Here is a 24288-nt window from a genome sequence, read left to right on the forward strand (position 1 = left end):
CCTCCGAATCATGGAGACCCATAGATTCAGATCATAAATAAATATGCAACTGTAATGCTAGAGCCTTTCCTGGTTAAATGGAGCCAACCCGAAGGGCCGGGCATCTTTCCGCCAGGATCAGAGGCGATCGCCTCGGCCGTACGTCCGGGTACGACTCTCGGCAATCGCCTATGCCCTGTCGAAAACCTGCTCCGGCAGAATGTTTCCATTTAACCAGGAAAGGCTCTAGGCCAAACTTCTCGCTTTGTTGAGTATGTCACCGGCCTCGGTTTTCCGAGCCGGTGGGCGCAGCATCGCGGTGGCGCGCTTCTCGGGAACCGTTCTCCTCTGTTCCTTCGGGCGCCTTCCATTGCAGCGCCACCTCCATCCGACCGAGGATGAAGAGGACGATGAGACTGGCTATGGCGGCAAAGGCGGCGATCAACCAAAAGCCGAAGCCGATCGACAGGCCGACGGCACCGGCAAGCCACATGCCGGCGCCCGTCGTCAGGCCTTTGACCTCGCCCTTCGAGAAGACGATCATGCCGGCGGCGAGGAAGGCGACCCCTGCGGTCACCGCCTCGACGACGCGGATCGGGTCGATGCGGACCTCCGGGCCCGACAGGCTCGCCATATGCACGCTTTCGACGGCGACCACGGCGAAGATCGCCGAGGCAAGACTCACCAGAATGTGCGTCCTGAGACCCGCGGGTTGCTGGCGCTTCTCCCGCTCTATACCGATGAGAGCACCGAGCAGGATTGCGCCACACAACCGCGCGAATATCACCGGATAGGGCGTGCGCGTCCCAACGAGGATGTCGGCAAGAATCTGGTCCATGAACGTGCTGATCGTGGTGGAATGGATTGAAAACCTAAGGCAACATCGCGTCGGAGCGACGGAATTCAAGGTTTTGAGGGCGGAGAGGCTTCTCCCCGCCCGAATCGTCTCTTGCCGGTCACTGTGCGGGAGGGGTCTGCGGCTGCGGTGCCGTTCCTTCAGGTGCCGGTGCCGGGGTCGCCGGCTGGGGCTGTGTTTCCGGCGCGGTAGGTGCCGTCTCCTGCGTCGTTCCCGATGTTCCTCCGGCCGGCGGCGTCGCCTCGCCGCTCGTCGCCGGTTGGTCGGTCGAGGGTTCTGTCGTCGTCGATGAGGTCGGAGTATCCTCCGCATCTCTGGTGAGTTCGGCCGGCAGCCAGGCGATCAGCGCAAGCACGAGACCGGCAAGCAGAATGACCAGCAACGGCCAAGTGCTGCGGGCCGCGCGCGCCTCGTGCACTTCTGGGGGCGGTGCCGGTTGTCCGGTTACTGGATCGACCGGAGGTCTATCCTTCAACTGGTCCTGTGGGTCCATGGCAGTCACATCCTTTCTGGCCTTCGTCCCTAGGCGCCAGCATCTGGCGATGATGATTCCCTAAATCAGCGAGGACTCAAGGAGGGGCGCTCGACCAAGCAAGTATAATTTAGAGCCTCGCCACGGGAGATGGAGAGGCGCTGGAATATTAAACGCGCGAAATATTGCAAGGTTCCGTTGCGCTCCTTCCGGAACACACCTGTGCTGGTAGAAGGTCCTTTACAGGGAAGCCGTTCGACTGCAAAAACGGAACGGGAATGCGAGAGCAAGAAGCGGGGAGGGATGGAAATGACCGGATCCTATGAAAACGGCACGTTCGTCGGACGTGCGTGGCGCGCCGATATCGAGGGGCCGAGCCTGGTGACGGTTCGAGCGGGAGAATTGATCGACATCACCTCGAAGGCGGTGCCGACGATGCGTGACCTCCTTGAGCTTCCCGACCCCGTCGCCCATGTCCGTTCTGCCCCTGGAGAAGCCCTTGCGTCCGTCGACGCCGTTATGGTCAAGGCGGAACGGGGCAGGGACGAGGTCCATCTTCTTGCCCCTTGCGACCTTCAGGCGATCAAGGCCTGCGGCGTCACCTTCGCTCGCTCGATGATCGAGCGCGTCATTGAGGAGCGCGCCGCCGGCGATGCCGCACGGGCCGAAGCGATCCGCACGCGGATAACGGCAATCATCGGCGACAGCCTCAGAAACTTGAAGGCCGGTTCGCCCGAAGCCGCCGGCGTCAAGGCCGCACTGATCGAGGAGGGCGTCTGGTCGCAATATCTCGAAGTCGGGATCGGCCCGGATGCCGAAGTCTTCACCAAGGCCCAGCCGCTCTCGGCGGTCGGCTGGGGTGCCGCGGTCGGCCTGCATCCGATTTCGCGGTGGAACAACCCGGAGCCGGAGATCGTCGTTGCGGTCTCCGCCGACGGTCGTGCCCAGGGTGCGACGCTCGGCAACGATGTCAACCTGCGCGACGTCGAGGGGCGATCGGCGCTGCTTCTCGGCAAGGCCAAGGACAACAACGCTTCGTGTGCGATCGGACCCTTCATCCGCCTCTTCGACGAGACCTACTCGATCGACGATGTGCGTAGTGCCGACCTCGATCTCCTGATCGAGGGCCCTGACGGCTTTCGCCTGAAGGGGGCGAGCACGATGCGCGAGATCAGCCGCGACCCGCTCGATCTTGTCGCCCAGACGATCGGGCCGCATCACCAGTACCCGGACGGGCTGATGCTCTTCATGGGAACCCTCTTCGCGCCGGTCGAGGACCGCGGCGAGCCGGGCCAGGGCTTTACCCACAAGATAGGCGACGTGGTGACGATCTCGAGCCCCGCCCTCGGCAGCCTGATCAACACGGTGCGGCTTGCCACCGATTGCCCGCCCTGGACCTTCGGAACTGCAGCGTTGATGCGCAATCTCGCCAAACGCGGGCTGCTCTAGATCACGATGATTTTGGTTGGTTCGACCAAAAATCATAAACGTGATCGATTCTTAAGAAGGTTGAGCGGGATGCGGGCGGAAACGGCCCACATTTTTCCTCATCCCGCTCTAGACGCGAAGACATGGAGGAGAGATCGGACGGATTGCATCCGGCCGTCGTTCGTCGCAATCTCGGACGTCTGGATTGATCATTCGTTCAGGGTCTGAGGGTCGAAATGAAAGTCGTCATCGGGTTGGCCGCCGCCAGCCTTTTCGCTGCAGTCGCGGCGCATCCGCTGCGGGCGGAACCGTTGCAGAGCGTCGCGGAGGTCAGCACTGCACTCGGCCAGTGCTGGACTCCCCCGGCCGGCATCAGGGATTCCTTCGTCACGCTCAAATTCGGCTTCCGCGGCAACGGCACGCTGATGGGCCCGCCGCAGCCGACGGCGATCCGCGTTGCCGGAGACGCGGACCAGCGCAAGGCCTTCGTCGCCGCCGCGACGGCGGCGCTGCAGAACTGCATGCCGCTGGAGTTTTCGACGGAGCTCGCCGAGGAGATCGCGGGCAATGTGTTTACGTTGCAGTTCTATTCGGCGGACTAACGGGGCCAAACGGCCGCGGGTGTTGACGCGACGCTGCAAAGTTCAGGCGTTACGCGAAGGTCGCTGCCCAGCGTCTTTCGGCGATTGTGCCCGAAGGTCGGCCAGAGGCGACCTCGTGGCAGCTTCCAGGAGAGCCGATGGAGCAGATGGAGTTTCTTGCTTCGTCAGCGGCCCACCCATCGCCCGGTCTGCTCTCCTCCGCCCTGCGGCTACCACCTAGCGATTGCACCCCTGTTACCGAAGGAACAACTCCTGGCTCCCTCGCAGATTAGCAATTTGCTCACGCCAGATCGGCGTAGCGATGCAACACTTGAGGAAGCCATGAGCAAGAAAGTGAAGTCCATAGCGCCGCTTCAGGCGACGTTCGCCCTTGATCCGTTGGCCGCCGGCTACACCATACCCGGCGTCGGCGATCAGACGGTGAATGGCGACGAGGGCAGTAATTCGATCAGTACCGGCTCCGGCCTTGACACGATCAACGGCGGTCTTGGCGCCGACACGATCAAGGCCGGCACTGGCGACGACGAAATTCTTAACCGGAGCGCCGCGGGCCTGCTTGGCGACAAGATCGACGGCGGTCTCGGCTTCGACGTACTCGGAATCGATTTCAGCGGTTCGAGCAAAGGGGTCTCCGTTGCTGCCTTCGACCCGATTGTCTCGAAATCGGTTCTCGGCGCCACCATCGTCAACGTCGAGCGCTTCGAACTTGAGGGCAGCAATTTCGCCGACACGTTCACCGGCGGGCGCTGGGACGACTGGTTCGAGAGCGGAGCCGGCGATGACGTTCTGAACGGTGGCCTCGGCAAGGACTGGCTCGAGGGAGAGGACGGCAACGACAGAATTTATGGCGGCAACGGCAATGATTCCGTGTTGGGCGGTGCCGGTGACGACTACCTCTCCGGCGGTTATGGAATCGACTGGCTCTCTGCCGACGATGGCAACGACACTTTGCTCGGCGGCGCCGGCGGCGATTACATTTACGGCCATCACGGCAATGACAACATCAAGGGCGAGAGCGGCACCGACACTATATCTGGCGGCGGCGGCCGCGATGTCATCGACGGCGGCTCCGAGGACGACTATCTTGCCGGCGACGGCGACAATGACACGGTCCTCGGCGGAGCGGGCAACGATACGATTCGGCACAACATGGAAAGCTGGGCCGGTGACGGCAAGGACGTACTCGACGGCGGCGTCGGCTACGATGAGGTCGTACTGAGCGGCCTTTCCGGAACCTTCGCCGCCAAGTCCTCCTCGACCAAGCAGACGCTTTCCAACGGCACCACGATCGTCAACTTCGAGACCTACAGGATCAGCGGTTCGGAGACGGCCGACAGGTTCACTGGCTGGACCGGCGCCGATACGCTCTCCGGAAACTCCGGCAATGACACGCTCATAGGCCTCGGCGGCAACGATCATCTGAATGGCGGCCTCGGCAGCGACGTCCTCGATGGTGGTGACGGCAACGATCTCCTGATCGTCGGCAGCGGCGGCAAGGACACGATCAAGGGCGGCACCGGCTATGACACCATCTGGATCGATCGTTCCGACAGCACCAGCGGCCTGACCTTCAGCGTCTCCGGCGCCGTCGCAAAGCTCTCCGACGGCACCGTCGTGACCGATGGCGAAAGCTTCAGCATTGAAACGGGCAGTGGCAACGATGTGCTCTCGGCCGGAACTGCGGGCCATGTCGACTTCGACGCCGGCAGCGGCAACAACACGCTCACCGGCGGCAAGGGCAACGACCAGTTCTACAGCACCAGCGGCAACGATACCGTGAAGGGCGGCGACGGCGACGACCGCATCGGCGACAATGGCGGCGGCACCAACAAGCTCGACGGCGGTAACGGGAACGACCATATCACCGCCGACACCGAATCCGGTACGGCGCTGACGACGATCCTGGGAGGCGCGGGCAATGACATCGTGACCGTCAACAATGCCGGCGGTTCCACGGCGGGGCGCTTCTCCGTCGATGGAGGCATCGGCACCGATACGCTCTGGATCAGCCGCTACGACAGCACGAAGAATCTCTCATTCGCGCTTTCCGCCAATGCGACGATGGCCAACGGCGACATCACGGCGAAGAACTTCGAGCGCGTCCACATCACTTCCGGTCAGGGTAACGACACGCTGACGGCCGGCGGTCTCGACGACTATCTGAACGGCAGCGGCGGCAACGACACGCTCAAGGGCCTTGGCGGCGCCGACGACCTCACCGGCTGGACGGGCGCGGACAAACTCTACGGCGGTGACGGGGACGACACGATCTACGGCAGCGGCGGCATCAAGGACACCAGTGCCGATCAACTTTACGGCGAGAAAGGCAACGACCTTCTGTTCATCAATGCTGGTGACTATGCCTCGGGCGGCGATGGCGCGGACCGGGTCATCATCGACCTCGCGGAAGAGACGTTCGATGTGTCCTTTGCCTTCGGAACCGGCCTTGTGAAGGTGAACGCCAATACGTCCTTCAACGGCATGGAGGCGGTTGATTACATAGGCGGCTCCGGCAAGGACACCGTGACCGGCAGCACGTATGACGACTATCTCGACGGCGGAGCCGGAAACGACACCTTCAAGGGTGGCGGCGGAAACGACATCCTGGTTGACGGGAGAGGTAACGACAAGCTCTACGGCGATGCGGGCAACGACGAGTTCACCCGCTTCAGCGATGAAACCGGCACCGACTATTTCTCCGGCGGCTCCGGCGTCGACACGCTCGACTTTGACATAGTCTCTAACCAGTCGGTCATCGTCGACCTGGAGAACAATGCGAAGAACGGCGGGGTCGCCTCCGGCCTGTCGCTATCGAGCATCGAGAACGTGGTCGGTCGGACGAGCGACGATACGATCCTCGGCAACGGTGTCGCCAACACGCTGAAAGGCGGGCTTGGCGACGACAGGCTCGACGGTCGCGCCGGCAACGACACCATTGAAGGCGGCGGCCATGGCGACCTCCTGACCGGCGGAGCGGGCGCGGACAAGTTCATCTATGGCTCGGGTGAGGCGATCGGCTCCGGTGACCAGATCACCGACTTCAAGCGCGGCGAGGACAAGCTCGTCATCGATAAGGGCGTATTCCACTTCTCCAATCTCGTGCTCTTCTCCGGCAACGACCTGAAGGCGACAGGTACGGCAGCCCAGTTTTTCTTCGAAAAGGACAACGGCCGCCTCTGGTACGACGCCGACGGTACCGGCAACGAGGCCGACGCCGTGCTCATGGTGACGCTGGACAAGGTCACGTCCCTCGCCGCCACCGACTTCCTTTTGATCTAGACGCTCGCTGAGGGGCCGCCGGCCTTAGCTCGACGGCCCCTCATCATCGAAAAGTTCTGAACCCTTTCATGAGTCGCGGGCAACCGCCGTCGACCGGAGGGGCGGCAGAGTACGCTGGTAAGCAACGCATGAATGCAAGGTTCGGCGAATCAAGATCGGTGTGCGTCGCTTCGCCGGCCTGAGATCAGCCTCAGCCAGGGCGCCGAATGGAAGGCGCTCATCAGCCCGTACATCGGGACCATGCCGGTTATCGCGGATGCATCGCCGGCGGACGAGCAGAGCATGTCCGGCGGGCCGCCGAGAACGCCGGTAAGCAGCGCCATGGTTGCAAAGGTCGGCGCTGCAGCGAAGGACAGCCAGTCGGTCGCGCCGAACGCAGCGGTGTTGCCGTCCGAGGCGCCGCCCGATCCGTGATCGGCGGACGGCGACCTTGTCGAGCTGTCGGAAGGGCGCAACATTGCGATGTCAGCCTTGACCATATTCGTCGTTTCGGCGCCACCAGACGCCGTTCTCGTTGCGCCCCAGCGGGGCACGGTCGAGCCATTGGTACATGCCCCATATACCGTCCAGCCCGCGCGCATAGCTGGAATAGCTGTGGTAGACGACGCCGTCGTCGAGCACGAAGGCGCTGAGGCCCGGCCTGTCGCGCGTATAGGTGGCGACGTCGGTTCCGGTCATGGCTGCAATCTGTGCGACCGGTCCCTCGCTGCCGCGCAACTGCCACTCTTGTACGGTTTTTCCTGCGAGTGGTTCGGGCGCGGGCGGCTCGCGGCGGAAGTTGTACTCTATCCGGCCCTCACGCTGTTCGTCCGCTGTGAACCAAACGGAAAAGTCGCGGTTGAAATCGCTGTCGTTCGACGACGCCCAGGGAAAGCTCCAGCTCATCCGCCGCTTGTAGGCCGTAAGCTTCTCAAGCGGCGCACGCGAGACGGCGGTAAAGGCGACATCGTGGTTTTCGAGATGGACGACGATGCCGTTGAAGCCATCGGCGATCGAGGAACAGGACGGGCAGCCGGCCGTGTAATCGGGGCCGAACATGAAATGGTAGACAAGCAGCTGCGAGCGCCCTTGGAAAAGCTCCTTGAGCGAAGCGCTGCCCGCGTCGGTCTCGAACCGGTAGTCCTTGTCGATCCTGACCCACGGCAAGGCCTGGCGCTGCCGCGCCAGCTCGTCGCTCCGCCGCGTCAGTTCCTTCTCGGCCTCGAGCAGCCGGAGCCGTGCCTTGAGCCATTCTTCGCGGGTCCCGGTCCTTTGTTCCGTCATCGCTGGTCTCCTTCTTTCAGCTTTGCAAGTCAGCGGATAGACTACCGCCGCATGTCGAAGCGGTGGGAGTTACAAGTGTGACGGGATTTCGATGGATTCGCTGATCACCGCTGCGGCACGCGCCCTCGCAGGCGGTGATCCGCTCGGTGCCCTGAAGCGGGTCGCCCTGCGCGATGATCCGCCGGCGCTGGCCCTCAGAGGCATCGCCATGGCGCAGCTCGGCGACCTCGCTCGGGCAAAGACCCTCCTCAAGAATGCCGCGCGCGGCTTCGGTCCGAGAGAGGCGAGGGCCCGCGCAAGGTGCGTCGTCGCCGAGGCCGAAATCGCCCTCGTTTCGCGCGATCTCTCCTTTCCCTCCAAGGCGCTCGACATGGCGCGCGCGACGCTCGAAAAGCATGACGACTGGGTGAACGCCGCGCATGCGCGCAATCTCGTGGTGCGGCGCTTGCTGCTGGTCGGCCGGGTCGACGAGGCCGAGCGTGCGCTGGCCGACGTCGATCCCGCACCGCTTCCGCCCGCCTCGCGCGCCGCATATGAGCTGGTGGTCGCCGGAATCGCAATTCGCCGCCTGCAGACGAAGACGGCGCGGGCTGCGCTTGCGCGGGCCGAACGCGCCGCGCGCCACGCCAATATCCCCGCGCTGACGGCGGAAGTCGAAAGCGCGTCCCTCCTCCTCGACACGCCCGCGGCACGCCTGATCGAGCGGGGAGAGGGACGCCCCCTCCTGCTCGAGGAGGTCGAAATGCTGTTCGCATCGCAAGCGCTTGTCGTGGACGCCTGCCGCCATGTCGTTCGGGGTACTGGCACCGTGGTCTCGCTCGCGACACGGCCTGTCTTGTTCGCTCTTGCACGCGCGCTCGCGGAAGCCTGGCCGGGCGACGTGCCGAGGGGCGCCCTCATCGCGCGCGCCTTCCGCGCAAAGCACGCCGATGAATCGCATCGTGCCCGCTTGCGCGTCGAGATCGGCCGGCTTCGCGCGGAGCTTGGGAAGCTGGCGGAGGTGAGCGCAACGAAGCGCGGCTTCGCGCTGGCGCCGCGCCAGGCAGGCGAGCTCGTCGTGCTGGTACCCCCCGTCGAAGGTCAGCATGCGGCGATGCTCGCCTTTCTTGCCGACGGCGAGTCGTGGTCGAGCTCGGCGCTCGCGATTGCCCTTGGCGCCAGCCCGCGCACGGTACAGCGGGCGCTGGAAGCGCTTGGTGCCGCAGGCAAGGTGCAGTCGTTCGGCCGCGGGCGCGCGCGCCGCTGGATGACCCCGCCGGTGCCGGCATTCCCGACAGTCTTGTTACTCCCCGGTCCGCTGCCGGGCGACTAGGATCGGCGCGTCAGAATACCTCCTGCAACCGATCGAATGGAATCAACACATGAAACACGTTCAGGCCGAAATTCTTCGCGAATATGGACCCTTTCCGGGAGCCGACAATGTGCATGGCGTCACCTTCGACGGCCAGCATGTCTGGTTCGCGTCCGGCGACAAGCTCAACGCCTTCGATCCGGCGAACGGCGAGACGGTGCGCGCGATCGATGTCGCCGCACACGCCGGAACGGCCTTCGACGGCCGGCACCTCTATCAGATTGCCGAGGACCGCATCCAGAAGATCGACCCGAAGACCGGCCGCGTGCTTTCGACGATCCCGGCGCCCGGCGAGGGGGGCGACTCGGGGCTCGCCTGGGCCGAAGGGACGCTCTGGGTCGGGCAGCATCGCGGCCGGAAAATCCATCAGATCGACCCCGAAACTGGCGCAATTCTCCGCACCATCGAATCCAACCGCGTCGTCACCGGCGTCACCTGGATCGACGGCGAGCTCTGGCACGGCACCTGGGAGGGCGACGAGAGCACGGTGAGGCGGGTCGATCCCGAGACGGGCAAGGTGCTGGAGACGCTCGATATGCCGGCCGGAATGGGCGTGTCGGGGCTCGAATCCGATGGCGGCGATCGGTTCTTCTGCGGAGGCGGAAAGAGCGGGAAGGTGAGGGCGGTGAGGAGGCCGAGATGAGTGCTGGCGCTGGGAGGTGGCTGCACGACCCCCCGTACCCGTCTCCGTTCAGATGGAGACTCCGGCCTCGCGGAGGCCGTCCACCAGCCGATCGAGCAGGCCAGGGTCCCGGTAAGGTAAGGCCCGCCTCAGGTGGTCGATTGAGAAGTTCGGGTTGACCTCCAATACCTCCCGCCAATAGCGTCGCGCTTCTTCGTGGTGCCCGATGCGACCGTAGAGGCAGGCGAGATAAAAGCGCGTCATGTCCGATCGTGGCGCAAGCGTTAGCCGACGCTTGAAGGCGATCTCCGCCTCGTCAAAACGCCCGAGACTCAATAGAGCCCTCCCCAGGAAATGCAGCGACAGGTCGAATTGCGGGTCAAGCCGGTGGGCTCGTGTGTACGACGCAAGGGCCTCTTCGTGCCGGCCCTGGAAATCCCGTATGGTGCCAAGTGCTGTATGGGCGTTGGCGGAATTGGGGTCGAGTTCGATCGCCCGCTCTGCAGCGCGCTCCGCCTCGTCCAGACGCCGCATCCATGAAAGGGCAAGCGCAAGTGTGAAATGGCCTTGTGGCTCTGTACCGTCGGTCGCGATTGCCTCGTGGGCCAGTTCGAGCGCCTGTGTGAGATTGTCAGGGGTCGCGCCGTTCCACTGATTGATGAAGTCGGTCAAGGCGATGATCGAAAGCGAAGCATGGGCAGCCGCCATCCCTGGATCGATCTCGAGGGCGCGCTGCAGCATGTTGCGAGCCTCCGTGGACGATACGGCGCTGAACTGCAGGATGGCCTGACGGGCGCGGACGAGCAGGTCATAGGCTTCCGGATCCACCTTGCCGCGGCCCTCGCGGCGTTCCTCTTCTCCGGCCGTCAGCTTCACTCTGAGTGCGTTGACGATGGTGCGTGTCACTTCATCCTGAACCGCGAAGATATCTTCAAGTCCGCGGTCATAGCGCTCCGCCCACAAATGTCCGCCGGTGGTGCCGTCGATCATCTGGGCGTTGATGCGGATCCGGTCGGCCGCCCTGCGCACGCTGCCTTCCAGAACGTAGCGGACGCCGAGTTCCCGGCTCACCTTGCGAATGTCCGGCGTCTTGCCCTTGTAGGCGAAAGAGGAATTCCGGGCGATCACGAAGAGGCCCGAAACCTTCGAAAGATCCGTGATGATGTCCTCGGTGATGCCGTCGGCGAAATAGCCCTGCTCCGGGTCGCCGGACATGTTGTCAAACGGTAGAACGGCTATCGACGGTTTCTTTGGAAGATGCGGCGGGGTTTCGGCGGCGGAATTGATGGGAACGTTCGGGCGGTTGTTCGGCGACCAGGTCCAGATATGTACCGGACGTTCTATGTTCTTGACCTCATGAAAACCACTGTCGACAAAATCCAGATCAGTGCGACCATGCACATATTCATGAATTCCATCGGAAAGCGCCACGCCGCCAGGATCGGCAAGCGCTTCGATACGGGCAGCTACATTGACCCCATCGCCGTAGAGATCGCTGTCTTCGACCATGACGTCGCCTAGGTTGACACCGACGCGCAGGACGATAGCCTGGTCTTCCGGCATGTCTCGGTTCGCGGCCGCCATGGCCTGCTGAAGGGCTGCGGCGCATTCGACAGCATTGACGGCGCTGCCGAACTCGACAAGCACACCATCGCCAGTCCTCTTGAAGATACGGCCCTGGTGGATAAGGACGAGCGGCTCCAGCACCTCTTTCCACCGCGCCATTAGCAGCGTGTGGGTGCTTTTCTCGTCCCGCTCCATAAGCCGGCTGTAACCGACCACGTCAGCCGCCAAAATGGCGGCAAGCCGGCGTCTGATGGATTCGTTGGCCATGTGCAATGGCGCCTTCCTAGCACCCACTGATCAAATTTTACCGGCGTCTTGCTTCCCTGTCTATTCGGCTCTGGAATTGGGCAACATTCGACGCTTTGTACAAACGTTCTCTTGTGTGGCATGCCGATGCGCTGGCTGACGGCGGGGTTGGTCTCGCTAAGTCGTCCATTCACGTCGCGCCGGCGGAGGTGCCGTTATGAGATTCGCGCGTTGAAAAAAGGCAAATTTGTCGCAAGTTGCGCGACATGAATCGGCAACTCTAAAGGATGCGGACTGATAAGCGGGTTGAACTTCTAAGAGAAGATATTGGCTGGGGAACCTGACGTAAAACGGTAGATAATTTCCGCTGCTGGGGCCGAAGCAGACCTTCGCTAGCTGGTCAGCATCAGCAGAGATGGGTGGGACCAGCCGTTCGGCGTGGTTCTGCCGAACGGCTTGATAGAGCGCCAGAAACAGAGCTTGATCACCCAAGCATAATCTGGGGTCATATTTTGGTTACTGAGACCGGAGGTCCGAAATGAAAGGTCATTGTGATTGCGGAAGCGTGGTTGTGACAATCCCGGAATTGCCGAACGAGATCAACGCGTGCCCGTGTTCCTTCTGCAACCGGGCTGGCGCGCAATGGGGATACTTCCCAGCCGGAACAGTCGACGTGAAAGGCGAAACCGAAGCCTACTGCCGTGCATCGCGCACCATTGAGTTTCACCGCTGTGCCATATGCGGCATCCTTACCCATTGGCAGACCAATGATCGACGGATCCGACACACGGGAGTCAACATGAGGAACTTTGATCCGGAAGTGATTGCGACAATCACAGTTGTGGCGAATCCCTGAGACAGCCTGGCCGCTGTGGGCTCAATCGAGCCGCTCATCGCACCCGACGCGAACGACTGCACCGGTTCAACTAGCGCGGTAGCTGGCACGAGGATCGGAGGGTTATACGCCTGGCGTCGCAGTTCAGAGGAGGATCTTCAACAGCGACTCGAGGCGGGACCTTGCAGTGGCTCGTCGGTGTGGGAGCCATGACAGGGGCAGTCCCAATACTGTTCGAAGCGGTTGCAGCGCACGACGCAGCCCATGTGGGTGCAGGTTGCGCTGCGAACTTGAGATCGCCCTCGTCAGCTCGAAATCTGTGCAGAGGTAAGCAGGCGACGGGTATTTTCATCCAGTTTACTTTGCTATTTTCAGGCAAGAACTCTTGCCCGATGGGCATCTGCGGGAGCTGAGATTGAGCGCCAAGCCACGTCGGAAGATCGTCGCGATAGAACCGGATGGTGCAGCCGCTGCGGGAGAGCAGCCGAAGCGCCGGCGATTACCGTCCGGCGAACGTCGCATCGCTATCCTTGCGGAGGCGGCGGCACTGTTCGCGGAAGAGGGCTTCGGAGCCTCGACGCGGGGGTTGGCCTCACGGCTCGGTATCACGCAAGCCGCGCTCTACAAGCATTTTCGGAGCAAGGATGAGATCGTCGCCGCGCTGTTCCAAGAGAGTGCCACGCGTTGGCGCAAGGAGGACTGGCATACGGCGCTCACCTCGAACGAAGCGCCGCTTGCCGAGCGCCTCGGTCGCCTATATGCCGGCTACGTGGGTGCCATCACCGGCCAGTCGATGCGCCTGTTCGTTCGCGCCGGTCTGGATGGCTATGGCCAGCCCGGCCGGCGCGGCGCCGTGCTGACGGCCTCGATCCTCGAGCCGGTCATCGGCGCGCTGAGACGCGAGGCCGCCCTGCCGGACCTTTCGATCCGCCCCATGCAGCACGAAGAGCGCGAAATCGCCATGACGCTGCACGGTGCCCTCATGTTCCTCGCGATCCGCAAGCACGTTTATCGGATGCCGTTGCCGGAGGACCTTACGGAACATGCCATGCGCCAGGTGCGCCTTTGGCTGCCTGGTGCGATTGCCGAAATGCGGCAGCTTCACGCCAGTCCCCCGGAAGAGATTGTGCCGCAACTTGCGCCACGGCAGTGAATCGCCGAGGCCTATGGGCTCCCCCGATCGGAGCCGCGTACGCCGGAAAAGCTACTTGTCCTCGCGATCCAGAAGATACTTCGCGTAGGTGAAGTTGAAATCGCGGCCGGCCCGGTTCCGATGGCAGGAGAAGCATCCGTCAAATTTTGCATCCGCCTTGGGCGCGCCATCGGGCAGGTAGTGCGCATAGTCCCAGTCGCCATTGCGTACCTCCGGCGGATATGCTTCGCCCCAGCCCGCGCGCTTCTCCATGACAAAGATATTGGTTAGCTGGTCGGTCGGCACGAGCCGACCGTCCGGCCCCAGTTCAACACTGCCGGAGGCGTCCAGCTTCGCCCGATGATCCTCCATGATGAGAATGGTTCCATCAGGGGCCGGCTCGCCGGCCTTCGCTTTGGTGTGCGTCTCCGGGCTCACGTACATGAAACGGATGGTCTTTCGGTCCGGACGGTCAACGGTGTTGTAAAGCACGAAGCGTTCGGCATAGCCACTCGGTAAGGCGACCCGGTCCGGCCCAGCAAGGGTATAGCCAACCGGGCCTGTGGCGAAGACGCTGGCCAGGCTGATGGCGACGATCTTGTGCATGTTTCCCCTCCCTTACGGCCTTACGACGACGCGGGCGTGCATGCCCTCGTGAATGACGCATTCGACGTCAAACCTCCCTGATTTGCGGACCGTAAGCGTTGTCTGGCTTCCTGGATCCTGCTTACCGAGGTCGGTCGAAAAGCCGACGGTCGCTATCAGCACGTTGTGCGCCTGAGTGTCGTCATTCACGAAAACGAGCATGTCACCCACCTTCGCCTCGATCATCGAGGGCGAATACGCCATGCCCGCCATGCCTATACGGCGTTCGCCGGCGTGACACACAGATGCCGAAACAGTGCCAACCATGGTCAGAAGAATTACTGCGCGCATGTCTCCTCCCACAGGTTCATGCGTGTTGCAGATCCAGTAGATTTGTCCAGATGAATTAAGTTGTCAATCGACAACTTAATTCATTCAAAAGTGTGAGTTCGCCGATCTCACATCACCCGCTTCAATGCCCCGGCGTCAGACTTGCGAGAACGTCTTTGGCGCGCTCCCAGTAGCTTGCCGTGAGCGACCAGGGGCTCGGCTGCCGAACTACGTGCAGAGAGCCGCGTTTGTCCAGCACCCGGTAGCCGCTTCGTCCGTTGGCCTTGCGGAAGAAGCGGATGGTGATGGTCGCATCCGCGACATGCAGATTGGAGAGCGTGATCTCGGGCAGCCAGGCCGGGAGCCAGGGGTCGACGAACACCACCCGCAGAGGCGCGAAGGGCTGGAGTCCCAGCATGGCCTGGAGCAACGTATAGGCGGTGGTCGCCGACCATGCCTGCGGCGAATTGGCGGCCGGATAAACGGCGGGAAACGGATGGTCTTCGTCCCGCTGGTGCCCGGCAATACATTCCGGCAACCGGTGAAAATCAAAAAGCGCGGCGGTTTCGAACTGCGAACGACATATCCGTTCGACATAGTCATGACATCCGTAGCGATAGGCGCCAATCGCAAACGGGCCGTGCTCCACCGGCCAGACCGTGCCGCGATGGTAGGAATGGGGATTGAAGGCGGGATGAAGGGACGAGAGCGTCCGCACGCCCCAGCCGGTGAACATGTCATCGGCAAAAAGCCGCTCCAGGGTCCGAGGGACAAGGGCCGTATCGGCAATGCCCGTGGCGACGCAGTGCAGAGCATTGGAGCCAATCGATCTGACCTGGCGCTTGTCCGGATCAAGGGCCATTGCAAAAAAGCCTTCGTTCTCCATCCAGAAGGCATCGTTGAAGCGTTTCTTGAGTTCCCTTGCCGTTGTGTACAGGTGCTTTGCCTCGTCTCCCCGATCGAACCACCACAAGACTTCTGCCAGGTTCATCATGGCGGCGTAGACGATTCCCTGTTCTTCGCAAGTGGCAACCGGCTTCGGCACCTGCGATCCGTCCTCGTAGACAATCGCATCGCTGGAGTCCTTCCAGGCCTGATTTTCAAGCCCGAGTTCCGAGCGCGTCTTGTACCCGCAGAAGCCGTCGCGATCTTCATCGCAGAACTCTTCCAGCCACTTGAGAGCGGCGATCGCCGGGTCGAGGTAAGGCTTGACGAAGGCCTTGTCGCCCGTCCAGTGCCACAGCTGTGCCACCACGAACGGATAGAAGCCCGACGTCGTGATCGAACCATAATAGCGGCCCTTCGGAGTGTAATTGAGAGCGGCGACCGGGCCGGTGTGAGCCTCGTGCAGCATTCGCCCCGGCTGCTCATCCCGCCAGTCATTCACCTCCTTTCCCTGCAGTCCGGCGAGCACAGGCAAGGTGCCTCGCATGATATCGCTTGTGACAAGTGCGGCCTCCCAGGCCACGGTGAGCGTGTCTCGACCGAATAGCGCGACGTAGGTCGGCAGTCCCGCCGCTACCGTCCAGGCTCGTTCGGCGGTATCGAGATCGTGGAGCCGCAAAGCGTCCAGGTCCCGCTTGCCTTGTTCGAGTGTTCCGATCACCACATTCGCCAACGTCACGCTCTCCGAGGTCTCAAAACGTGTGGCCTCCCGCATGAAGACTTGCGACGAGCGGTCATAGTCATTGGCTCGCGGCTGGAACGACCCGCATCTGTAGATCGGTTGCAGATCGCGACCGTCCACCACCGGAATAAGGTCAATGCAACAATGCCAATTCTGATGAGGGGCGAGGTTGATCCGGAAAACGATGCGCCGATCTTCGTGTCGTGGCCGCGTGGTTGCGTTCGAAAAGCGAACTCGGAGCCCGCGGCGGATCGAAGCTGCTCCCTCCTCGCCCTGATGATCGTACGGGTGATGTGCTTCGTAATAGAACCTGAGTTCGGGAGCTTCTTCGCCTTCGTCCCAAGTAAAAGTTAGCTTTCCATCCTGCCTGCGGCTGCCGCGCGTTTCGTCCTGATCGGCGAAATCAGCGTCGAGCTCGAGTTGGAGGGTGAAGCGGACGTCTTCTTGCGTGAAGTTCGCCAGATCGACATCCTCGTGCAGACCCTCGCCGACATAGCGCGACAGCCGCAGCTCGATCGTCTCCTGGGCTATCTCCGAAATTATTGGATGGTGAGCGGAAGCCTTCGGGGGCGGAGCGATGTAATAGCCAAGCCAGGAGTGCTGCGCCACGTTGGAAACAGAAACAGCCTGTGGCTGACGCCCGTCGATCAGATAGCGATAGCGGGATAAAAGCCTGGTCTGATGAACGAACAGGCCCTGGTCAGGGCCTTGGTCGAGAAAGCCGTCCCGGCCTGTCGCAAGGACGGTCCGGCCTTTGCTCACATAGATGGTTTCCGGACGTGCCCGCAGGCGAATGAGGCTGTGGTCGGGGAGTTCAAGGGGCATTTCCGTCGGCTCCAACCTGCAGGATATTACGGCGGGTGGCCAGCGAGAAATGTCGGGCGTTCAATTCCCCGTGAATCCACCCGGCAGGGGGGAACAGCCGACCCGTTCGGGCCGTTCCTTCCGAGCAGAAATTTCGCCCGAAAGGGAGTTACAGCTATGGCCTATCGGGAATACATCCACACGCCAGTGACACCGCGCGACATGCGGTGGGGTCTTCGGCAGGGCGCCATCGCAGGCATAGTCGCGGGCATCGTGTTTGCTGCCTTCGAAATGATCGTCAGCGCGTCGATGATGGGGGCGGAGGCGTTCTTCATGCCGTTGCGCATGATCGGCGCGATCGCGCTCGGACCGGCGGCACTCGATCCTGGCTATTCGCTCGTGACGGCAGGCGTCACCGGCGTCGTCGTCCATTTCGTACTTGCGATCATCTACGGAATAATCTTCGGTGAAATCGCAGCAATGTTGCGAGGCCCTGTTGCCTTTATCGGAGCAGGCGGCCTCTTCGGGCTCGTCCTTTGGCTGATCAACTTCTATGTGATCGCACCGGCCCTGTTCCCCTGGTTCCTGGAATCGAGCCCGCTGGTGCAGTTCATCGCCCATACCTTCTTCTTCGGATCGGTGCTCGGCTACTATCTGTGGAAGTCGCACCAGAGAAGCGGGTTGGAAGACCCGGTGGTTTAGTCGTGCCTCTGGCATTTGCTAAGTCGGAAGCACGACTCAAGGTAAAGCAGTAGTGACTCGCCGGCGCATCCGCCAGTTGGAGGGGCCACTCGAAGCTGGCTCGGCGGGGACTTTCGAGCGGGACTGTGTTGCGAAGACCGGAGGCGGAAATTGAGCCGACGGCCGTCAAGTCCGCGCAACGAACGTTTTCTTCGTTCCCAGGGAAGCCCGCGCCAGCGACGTGCGGTCAACTATGCACTGGGTTCTGAGGAATAGCCGCGCCAGGTGTGTTGGAGTCAAATTGGTTCAACTTGTGCACCATTCCGAACTATCGGGGAGGACGGTTGTCGTAACGGGAGCATCCGCGGGCGTTGGCCGGGCAACCGCTGTTGCCCTTGCTGGCATGGGCGCCAAGGTCTGTCTTATTGCCCGGCAAAGTCAGGGCCTGCTTGATGCTACAGCCGAAGCTGAGTCCAGGGGCGCGAACGCAATTGCCATTGCGGCAGACGTGGCAGATGCCAGCGCGGTGTTCGCTGCCGCCGCCGAATGTGAACGGCGCCTTGGAGCGATCGATGTCTGGATCAACAACGCGATGGCTACCGTGTTCTCGCCGGTGGCGGAGATTACTCCAGAAGAGGTCCAGCGCGTAACGGAAGTGACCTATCTCGGATGTGTCCACGGCACGATGGCTGCCCTCGGCGTCATGCGTCCCCGTAATCGGGGAGTAATCGTCCAGGTTGGCTCTGCTCTGGCGTATCGCGGCATTCCGCTTCAGGCTGCTTATTGCGGCGCGAAGCATGCCATACGCGGCTTTACAGATTCACTCCGCGCTGAACTCATTCACGAAGACAGCAAGATCGCGCTGACTACAGTCCATTTGCCTGCGGTGGACACGCCGCAATTCGATTGGGCACGTACGCACATGGACGCGCAGCCGAGGCCGGTCGCGCCGGTCTACCGGGCGGAGGTGGCGGCAGCTGCTATTGTTCGTGCAGCACTCCGTCCGAAGCGCGAATACTGGCTCGGGAATCGGACGTCGCTGATCATTCTAGGCAACATTGTTGCGCCCTCGATGCTGGACCGGCTCTTGGCATGGACGGCGGTCGAGGCTCAGCAGACTGACCGGCCGGCGAATCCCAACCGCAAAGACAATCTCTTTACGTCTGTCGAGGGAATGCACCGGACCAACGGGTCTTTTGGGATTGAAGCAGGAGCCGATGCAATTGCCGTTTCGGAGCCTCGGGCCAGAATCGCGGCCATAATCGGCGGGGGACTCATTGCAGCAGTCCTCGGGGCCCTTATCGGGCGCGCCCGGCGCCACAGACGGATCTGGCGCTGACTACGACAACCGGCGTGCACCGCCGCCTTTTCCATCCTTTTGCAGGCGGACCGAATGAATTGGCGATAATCACGTCATGCTGCCGAGAGTAGAGGTCCTTCAGAGGTTCGGGGGTTGCCCTTCACGAAGGCATCCAAAGCCCGATGATCCTGCTCGATGAATTTCTTTAGCTCAGATTGTTCTTCAGCGTGACACGTGGCTTTCGCCTCTGCGATGTGTCTCGACCGACAGCTACGCTCCTGCCTTCGCGCGACAGGAATATGGTCGCGGAATCTCTATTAGAAGAGGTTCACACTGTGTGGACCGACGTACGCTATCCTGTATCCCTGTGCGCGCGCTGTTCTCATGAACTCGTTCGCCCCGATGAGGTCTATTCTGACGACATCATCTCCAGAGAGAGAACCCGATTGGTAATTGGCTCGGAGCCATCTGCCTGCGCGCTCGGATAAGGCAAGGATTTCCCACAAGCGGTCCGCCGCCCTTTGGACGCGAAAATCAGCGCCCTCTGCCCGTTGCGAAGCGGAGTCACTTTGAAGGCCAGGGAGTTCTGTCAGCGCCTCGGTCGAAACGATTGAGCGATCCATGATTCCTCCTCCTTCAGGCATTCTTTTGACGTGAGCGCGAGAGTATCGCAGTCCCCAGAGTTTCTTATCCGAGCTGCGCCAGCGATCGTTGGCTCGTCTCTTGATGATTATGGAAAATGGAGTCGCATTTTACTGCGCTCAATACTATCATAAATAGTAATAGTTTTGCGGTATTTTCATCTTTTGGTAGTATGGTCTCACGACGTCAAGATCGGTCGCACGCGCAAGACCGTGCTTATCGTGGGAAGACGAGTTCCTGATAGCAGGAGCACTCATCAGCTCCACCGAATTCTATATGATTCCGGGATGCTTTTGCTGTTCGATAATGTAGGCGACTGCGGCAGCCTCCGGCTGGCGGCATTCCTCTTCCGCGCGAAGGAGGGCTTCATCGTCTGTTTGTGCCGCACAGCGAAGAGCATCGCGCTCCAGGCACGCAAGCTCGTATGCCTCGCATAGCTTCATGAATACGAGGTCTTTTATCATCCAGGCATCGCGTAGCTCGGGGGTTGCGAGAAACAGCCGGCCTTGCCTGCGTTCTGCACGTCTATGACGATCGCTCGTCCTTTGACGGGCCGATCGGCGTTTTCGGAAACAGGTAGCTATCGAAAAGTTCCGGACGGGCAGGGCCACGGGATTAAGCTAGCGAACTTGGGAGCAGAGAACGAACAAAATCGTCTGTCGCTGGTTGGGAGTTCACTGAGTGAATTCAGGAGGACACGTGATGGACTGGAACCGAGTTGAAGGGAATTGGAAGCAGGTCAAAGGCAAGATCAAAGAGCAGTGGGGCAAACTCACTGACGACGATCTGGATCGAATCGCCGGCAACCGCGACCAACTTGAAGGCAAGATCCAGGAACGCTACGGCATTGAACGGGACCGAGTGCGGCGGGATCTGGACGACTGGTACAATCGACAGACCTGGTAATTGCATCCTTGTCACAAAATTGACCCCGTTTCGGCGCGCCCCTCTCCGCGGCAGGATTGAAATGGCTTCTGTTGGGGCAGGGCGGCAGCCGGCACACGCAAGGTGCCTGGGGTCTGTGAAAGAGCCGCTCGGAAGCGGCTATCGATGCGAAGCTTTGGGACTGCCGGCGGCGTCATGACGATACGGGGCTACCCGACCCAGACCGGCGAACGATCTGGAACATGTTGTCGGCTGCGCTGCCCGGCCTGCCTGGGACGCTCGGCGCTGCCGCTCTCGAAGCTTGGACAATCTCTCTGGCGGGTCGGCGCTCGCCAGAAAGGCGATCACCATGGCGGCTCCCATATAGATTCCAATCGAAAAGGGGCCGGATATTCCCCATAGAAAATCGGAGATCCGATCCTTCCATCCCGTGTGCGATGTCATAGCGGCTTATCCGGTACATTTGTCTTGATTGATAACCTTTGCGCCGGCGGCGCTTACGCGCGGAAGTATGGAACGGACAAACCGTTCTGCAACCGACCTCAGACCTTGACCGCACGGATTGGACTAAGGTCCTATGGGAGCCACCCTAGATTTCTGGGGTGCTTGCGTTGCTAAGCTCCTGGTGAAGCGGATTTCCGCCGCGCGCACTAGGCAAGGCAAACTTGAAATCCCCGCGAGTGCCGCAATCTTTCGCCGATGCCTCTGTTCCGCCTTCATGTGGCGTTCACGATGAATTTCCGAAACCAAGGCACCGCCCGAGGCGTTGATTCGCCACACGGATAAAGGAGCTCAATATGAAGATTGTGATCTTGGCTGCCGCCGCTGGCGTAGCTTTCACCGCTTTTGCGGGTGGCGCACTAGCCGATCCTTGGAAGGACGAAAGCGGCCATGGGCGCTGGCGCGGCTATTACGACGGACCGCGATACGAGAGAAGAGCATACAAGGAAGAGTATCGTCGCGGTCGATGCAAGATCGAGCGAAAGTGGGACGACGACGAGTACAAGGAAGAAATCAAGTGCAAGCGCGGCGCCCGGCCTGTGTATGGGTACTACCGCTACTGATCGACGGAACGGATTCTCACAAGGCGTCCGCTACTCCAGGTGCTCATTTTAGCCACTTGAACCCCGCCGCTGAAGCCCGGAGGTGACCACTTCAGGCTGGTGGATTGGCGGTGATCAACGCAGGAGGTGCCCGCTAATCTAACGCCACTCGCCGTCAGACGATCGGAACCCATTCCCTTCTCAAGAGTTGAGAGGCCACCTGCAGTACACTTGCTTTTGGGAGGATATGCTATGAAATCTCCGCGTGTGAACTCTCTCCTGACCGGGCTCGCCGTTCTCGCAATCTTGGCAGCGGGCTCCGTTTCCGCCGAGACATTGAAATTCAAGGCCGACTTGAAAGGAGCGAGTGAAGTGCCGGCTAGCGACAGCGCTGGCCAGGGAATGGGTGACATTACTTTAGACACTGACACCAAAAAGCTGACCTGGACGGTCACGTCCAGCGGCCTTTCCGGGGAAGTCACGGCCGCCCATTTTCATGGCCCAGCCGCACCCGGCGAAAATGCTGGTCCGGTCGTCGACATTTCCAAGGCGATAGCCTCCGGGTCTGCCGAAATCACCGACCAGCACCTGGCGGATTTGCAGTCCGGAAAGTGGTATCTCAACATCCACACGGCGAAGTTCCCCGACGGAGAGATCCGCGGTCAGGTGGAAAAAGCACAATAGGCAGTCCGCTGCCCGTGCACTTGAGGTTACCTAACCCTCGCGATCGTTCATGGATGGCGGCACCGGTCCAAATCCGCCAAGTACGCGCCATCAGCAGTCGCACGACGGTTTCCGATAGGTGGAAGGAATCGACCCCATTGCGGCCATCCGAACCTGCTCGCGCTACGGCGCAAATTGGGGTTGGAAGCACACGTTCGACGTTTGACATGGGGCGGCCGCAAGTCAGCGAAGCCCCGGTTGTGAACGTCCCCTGGATGGAAGGGTTAAGCCTCACGGTTCGTGGCAAACCGCTTCGATATTGTGCCCGTCCGGACCAATGACGAAAGCTGCATAGTAGTTCGCGTGGTAGTGCGGGCGCAGACCAGGCGCGCCATTGTCTTTGCCACCCGCCTCCAGAGCCGCGCGATAGAAAGCTTCGACTTGCCGGCGATTCTCGGCCGTGAACGCCAAGTGAAGATGCGCCGGCTTCTCCTCGGTTTGGTACAGGCACAATGAAGCCTTACCCTTTGGGCTAAGCTCGACACCGTACGTCGGCGGCCCCTCCGAGACAACGGCTACGCCGAGCGGTTCGAGTGCCTTGAGGAAGAACGCTTTGCTCGCTGCATAGTCGCTGACTCCGAATTTGACATGATCAAACATGAGTTCTCCTGAAGTGTTGGGCCTGCCTGACGGAGAGGCAACCGGAGCATGCCGCCCTGCTGCGAACCTTGCAATGTCTTGTGGCGTTCCTGCCGATTCAGATCGTCGGCAGGAATGTGAACTTTCCACCGAGGCTGTGTGGAAACGCCTGCTGCTGTGTGGTCTGGTGAAGCGCAGACGCTCTAAAGGGTTAGGCCCTCATCGCCTTCATCAACATCGGTACTCCGAGGATGGCGATCGCCCGTTTGAGGTTGTAGGCGAGGACATGGAGGCTCATCTCGGTTCCGACGTTGGGGAGCCGCCGGGTGAGGAAGTGGCCTCGGCCCATCCAGTCCTTGATGGTCCCGAAGACATGCTCGACCGTTTGCCGCCGCACCCGCATGGCGTCGGGCATGCGGTCGAGCCTAGCCTGCATGGCGTCGATCACCTGCTCATGCTCCCAGCGCCGGATGCGCCGAAGCTTCTCGGGCGTGCAGCGGGGCTTGAGTTCGCAGGTCGAGCAGGCGGTCAAATGGCGATAGAAGATGACGTCGCCTTCGCGATCCGATCGCTGCCCCCCTCTGGTCAGTTCCTGTCCGGCTGGACAAACATACAGATCCCGGTCGGCGTCGAAGACGAAGTCTTGCTTGCCGAAGAAGCCACGTTTCAGGCCGCTTGAGGTGAGCGACTTCGGCACGATCGCCTTTATGCCCGCCGCGTCGCAGGCCAGCACTTCTTCGCCCGAGAAGTAGCCGCGATCGGCCAGCACGGTCAGATCATCCGCGCCGGTCGCCTCCTTCGCTTGCTGGCCCATGCTGGCAAGTTGGCTGCGGTCGTGACCGACATTGGTGACCTCGTGCGCCACGACCAGATGATGCTTCGTGTCCACCGCCGCCTGGACGTTGTAGCCGACGAGCCCGGTACCCTTGCCGTTGGTGGCCATGGCGCGGGCATCGGGATCGGTCAGCGAGACCTGTCGGTCGGGTGCTGCCGCGACGGCGCGCTCCATCGCTTTCAAATCGCGCATCTGCTGGCGCAAGCGTGCGAGGCGCTCCGTCAGCCGATCCCGACGCATCTCCGCCACCTCGTCCTCCTGACGATCGGCCGTGTCAAGCAGCGCCAGGTAGCGCTCGATGCTGGCCTCGACCTGCTCCACGCGACGGCGGATCGCGCCGGGCGTAAAGTTCTTGTCGCGCGTGTTCACGGCCCTGAAGCGACTGCCGTCCACGGCAACTGTGCCGCCGGCAAGGAGGCCGATCTGGCGGCAGAGCACGACGAACTGGCGGCAGACGGCGCGGATCGCGTCACCGTTGTCACGCCGGAAATCAGCGATCGTCTTGAAGTCGGGCGCGAGCTTGCCCGTCAGCCACATCAGCTCGATGTTGCGGCCCGCCTCGCGCTCCAGTCGTCGGCTCGACTGCACCTGGTTGAGGTAGCCATAGAGGTAGAGCTTCAGCA

At 61.5% G+C, this 24288-nt stretch carries 21 protein-coding genes; 11 read left to right on the top strand and 10 right to left on the bottom strand.

The genetic code is table 11. The annotated features are described in order from the left end of the window. Window positions 1-256: 256 nt before the first annotated feature. Together CO676_RS31875 and CO676_RS31880 are read right to left on the bottom strand one after the other, a co-directional pair. Window positions 257-817, bottom strand: coding sequence for an MgtC/SapB family protein (locus CO676_RS31875; protein ID WP_041413819.1), 561 nt, complete (start codon window positions 815-817; stop codon window positions 257-259). Between the two features lie 118 nt (window positions 818-935). Then, window positions 936-1328 carry a hypothetical protein gene (locus CO676_RS31880; protein ID WP_097524036.1) on the bottom strand — a complete coding sequence of 131 codons (393 nt, stop codon included), beginning with the start codon at window positions 1326-1328 and terminating at the stop codon, window positions 936-938. A gap of 282 nt (window positions 1329-1610) precedes the next feature. Here CO676_RS31880 and CO676_RS31885 point away from each other — a divergent pair, with 282 nt between their 5' ends. The 3 genes from CO676_RS31885 to CO676_RS31895 all read left to right on the top strand — a co-directional run bounded on the left by CO676_RS31885 (window position 1611) and on the right by CO676_RS31895 (window position 6616). Then, a complete protein-coding gene (locus CO676_RS31885) occupies window positions 1611-2756 on the top strand; it encodes a fumarylacetoacetate hydrolase family protein (RefSeq protein WP_097524037.1) in 1146 nt (381 codons plus the stop codon). 215 nt (window positions 2757-2971) lie between these two features. After that, complete coding sequence (locus CO676_RS31890; RefSeq protein ID WP_097524038.1) at window positions 2972-3337, top strand: hypothetical protein; 366 nt, start codon at window positions 2972-2974, stop codon at window positions 3335-3337. A gap of 321 nt (window positions 3338-3658) precedes the next feature. After that, window positions 3659-6616 (top strand): calcium-binding protein, encoded by a 2958-nt coding sequence (locus tag CO676_RS31895; protein WP_097524039.1) that lies wholly within the window; start codon window positions 3659-3661, stop codon window positions 6614-6616. 149 nt (window positions 6617-6765) lie between these two features. Here the strand turns inward: CO676_RS31895 and CO676_RS31900 are convergent, their stop codons facing one another. Beyond that, window positions 6766-7074, bottom strand: coding sequence for a hypothetical protein (locus CO676_RS31900; RefSeq protein WP_097524047.1), 309 nt, complete (start codon window positions 7072-7074; stop codon window positions 6766-6768). A 7-nt stretch (window positions 7075-7081) separates the two neighbouring features. Beyond that, complete coding sequence (locus CO676_RS31905; protein ID WP_097524040.1) at window positions 7082-7879, bottom strand: thioredoxin family protein; 798 nt, start codon at window positions 7877-7879, stop codon at window positions 7082-7084. 91 nt (window positions 7880-7970) lie between these two features. On the opposite strand from CO676_RS31905, the gene CO676_RS31910 reads away from it, so the two are divergent. Beyond that, window positions 7971-9191, top strand: a complete 1221-nt coding sequence (locus tag CO676_RS31910) for a hypothetical protein (protein ID WP_014761201.1) — start codon at window positions 7971-7973, stop codon at window positions 9189-9191. 49 nt (window positions 9192-9240) lie between these two features. After that, window positions 9241-9873 carry a PQQ-binding-like beta-propeller repeat protein gene (locus CO676_RS31915; RefSeq protein WP_097524041.1) on the top strand — a complete coding sequence of 211 codons (633 nt, stop codon included), beginning with the start codon at window positions 9241-9243 and terminating at the stop codon, window positions 9871-9873. A gap of 48 nt (window positions 9874-9921) precedes the next feature. Here CO676_RS31915 and CO676_RS31920 read toward each other — a convergent pair whose 3' ends face one another. Further along, complete coding sequence (locus CO676_RS31920) at window positions 9922-11685, bottom strand: adenylate/guanylate cyclase domain-containing protein (RefSeq protein ID WP_179875726.1); 1764 nt, start codon at window positions 11683-11685, stop codon at window positions 9922-9924. Between the two features lie 1229 nt (window positions 11686-12914). Between CO676_RS31920 and CO676_RS31925 the strand changes: the two genes are divergently transcribed. Beyond that, window positions 12915-13652 (top strand): TetR/AcrR family transcriptional regulator, encoded by a 738-nt coding sequence (locus tag CO676_RS31925; RefSeq protein ID WP_179875727.1) that lies wholly within the window; start codon window positions 12915-12917, stop codon window positions 13650-13652. A gap of 51 nt (window positions 13653-13703) precedes the next feature. Here the strand turns inward: CO676_RS31925 and CO676_RS31930 are convergent, their stop codons facing one another. The 3 genes from CO676_RS31930 to CO676_RS31940 form a co-directional block, all read right to left on the bottom strand. Then, complete coding sequence (locus tag CO676_RS31930) at window positions 13704-14237, bottom strand: cytochrome P460 family protein (protein ID WP_014761206.1); 534 nt, start codon at window positions 14235-14237, stop codon at window positions 13704-13706. A 12-nt stretch (window positions 14238-14249) separates the two neighbouring features. Then, on the bottom strand, window positions 14250-14567 hold the full coding sequence (locus tag CO676_RS31935; protein WP_080605503.1) for a cupredoxin domain-containing protein: 318 nt from the start codon (window positions 14565-14567) through the stop codon (window positions 14250-14252). A 121-nt stretch (window positions 14568-14688) separates the two neighbouring features. Further along, a complete protein-coding gene (locus CO676_RS31940) occupies window positions 14689-16998 on the bottom strand; it encodes a glycogen debranching N-terminal domain-containing protein (RefSeq protein ID WP_097524044.1) in 2310 nt (769 codons plus the stop codon). A gap of 156 nt (window positions 16999-17154) precedes the next feature. On the opposite strand from CO676_RS31940, the gene CO676_RS31945 reads away from it, so the two are divergent. The 5 genes from CO676_RS31945 (at window position 17155) to CO676_RS31980 (ending at window position 22212) form a co-directional block, all read left to right on the top strand. Beyond that, window positions 17155-17679, top strand: a complete 525-nt coding sequence (locus CO676_RS31945; RefSeq protein ID WP_014761209.1) for a hypothetical protein — start codon at window positions 17155-17157, stop codon at window positions 17677-17679. Between the two features lie 280 nt (window positions 17680-17959). After that, window positions 17960-18997 carry an SDR family oxidoreductase gene (locus CO676_RS31950; protein WP_097524048.1) on the top strand — a complete coding sequence of 346 codons (1038 nt, stop codon included), beginning with the start codon at window positions 17960-17962 and terminating at the stop codon, window positions 18995-18997. 1305 nt (window positions 18998-20302) lie between these two features. Continuing rightward, on the top strand, window positions 20303-20506 hold the full coding sequence (locus tag CO676_RS31970) for a CsbD family protein (protein WP_014761212.1): 204 nt from the start codon (window positions 20303-20305) through the stop codon (window positions 20504-20506). Window positions 20507-21282: 776 nt separating this feature from the next. After that, the gene (locus tag CO676_RS31975; RefSeq protein WP_097524045.1) at window positions 21283-21549 is read left to right on the top strand and encodes a hypothetical protein; all 267 of its coding nucleotides are present in this window, start codon (window positions 21283-21285) and stop codon (window positions 21547-21549) included. Window positions 21550-21780: 231 nt separating this feature from the next. Continuing rightward, entirely contained in the window at window positions 21781-22212 is a 432-nt protein-coding gene (locus CO676_RS31980; protein WP_014761214.1) for a CHRD domain-containing protein, read from the top strand. Between the two features lie 270 nt (window positions 22213-22482). Here CO676_RS31980 and CO676_RS31985 read toward each other — a convergent pair whose 3' ends face one another. Together CO676_RS31985 and CO676_RS31990 are read right to left on the bottom strand one after the other, a co-directional pair. Further along, a complete protein-coding gene (locus tag CO676_RS31985) occupies window positions 22483-22851 on the bottom strand; it encodes a VOC family protein (RefSeq protein ID WP_014761215.1) in 369 nt (122 codons plus the stop codon). A 190-nt stretch (window positions 22852-23041) separates the two neighbouring features. After that, on the bottom strand, window positions 23042-24288 hold a 1247-nt coding region (locus CO676_RS31990), incomplete at its 5' end, for an IS1182 family transposase (RefSeq protein ID WP_097524046.1).

It is taken from the genome of Sinorhizobium sp. BJ1 (assembly GCF_002531555.1).
Lineage (GTDB): Bacteria > Pseudomonadota > Alphaproteobacteria > Rhizobiales > Rhizobiaceae > Sinorhizobium > Sinorhizobium fredii_B.

Excerpts from the sequence above, each read along its gene's own strand:
- CO676_RS31875 (WP_041413819.1), bottom strand. The coding sequence starts at position 817 with ATGGACCAGATTCTTGCCGACATCCTCGTTGGGACGCGCACGCCCTAT.
- CO676_RS31880 (WP_097524036.1), bottom strand. The coding sequence starts at position 1,328 with ATGGACCCACAGGACCAGTTGAAGGATAGACCTCCGGTCGATCCAGTA.
- CO676_RS31885 (WP_097524037.1), top strand. The coding sequence starts at position 1,611 with ATGGAAATGACCGGATCCTATGAAAACGGCACGTTCGTCGGACGTGCG.
- CO676_RS31890 (WP_097524038.1), top strand. The coding sequence starts at position 2,972 with ATGAAAGTCGTCATCGGGTTGGCCGCCGCCAGCCTTTTCGCTGCAGTC.
- CO676_RS31895 (WP_097524039.1), top strand. The coding sequence starts at position 3,659 with ATGAGCAAGAAAGTGAAGTCCATAGCGCCGCTTCAGGCGACGTTCGCC.
- CO676_RS31900 (WP_097524047.1), bottom strand. The coding sequence starts at position 7,074 with ATGTTGCGCCCTTCCGACAGCTCGACAAGGTCGCCGTCCGCCGATCAC.
- CO676_RS31905 (WP_097524040.1), bottom strand. The coding sequence starts at position 7,879 with ATGACGGAACAAAGGACCGGGACCCGCGAAGAATGGCTCAAGGCACGG.
- CO676_RS31910 (WP_014761201.1), top strand. The coding sequence starts at position 7,971 with ATGGATTCGCTGATCACCGCTGCGGCACGCGCCCTCGCAGGCGGTGAT.
- CO676_RS31915 (WP_097524041.1), top strand. The coding sequence starts at position 9,241 with ATGAAACACGTTCAGGCCGAAATTCTTCGCGAATATGGACCCTTTCCG.
- CO676_RS31920 (WP_179875726.1), bottom strand. The coding sequence starts at position 11,685 with ATGGCCAACGAATCCATCAGACGCCGGCTTGCCGCCATTTTGGCGGCT.
- CO676_RS31930 (WP_014761206.1), bottom strand. The coding sequence starts at position 14,237 with ATGCACAAGATCGTCGCCATCAGCCTGGCCAGCGTCTTCGCCACAGGC.
- CO676_RS31935 (WP_080605503.1), bottom strand. The coding sequence starts at position 14,567 with ATGCGCGCAGTAATTCTTCTGACCATGGTTGGCACTGTTTCGGCATCT.
- CO676_RS31940 (WP_097524044.1), bottom strand. The coding sequence starts at position 16,998 with ATGCCCCTTGAACTCCCCGACCACAGCCTCATTCGCCTGCGGGCACGT.
- CO676_RS31945 (WP_014761209.1), top strand. The coding sequence starts at position 17,155 with ATGGCCTATCGGGAATACATCCACACGCCAGTGACACCGCGCGACATG.
- CO676_RS31970 (WP_014761212.1), top strand. The coding sequence starts at position 20,303 with ATGGACTGGAACCGAGTTGAAGGGAATTGGAAGCAGGTCAAAGGCAAG.
- CO676_RS31975 (WP_097524045.1), top strand. The coding sequence starts at position 21,283 with ATGAAGATTGTGATCTTGGCTGCCGCCGCTGGCGTAGCTTTCACCGCT.
- CO676_RS31980 (WP_014761214.1), top strand. The coding sequence starts at position 21,781 with ATGAAATCTCCGCGTGTGAACTCTCTCCTGACCGGGCTCGCCGTTCTC.
- CO676_RS31985 (WP_014761215.1), bottom strand. The coding sequence starts at position 22,851 with ATGTTTGATCATGTCAAATTCGGAGTCAGCGACTATGCAGCGAGCAAA.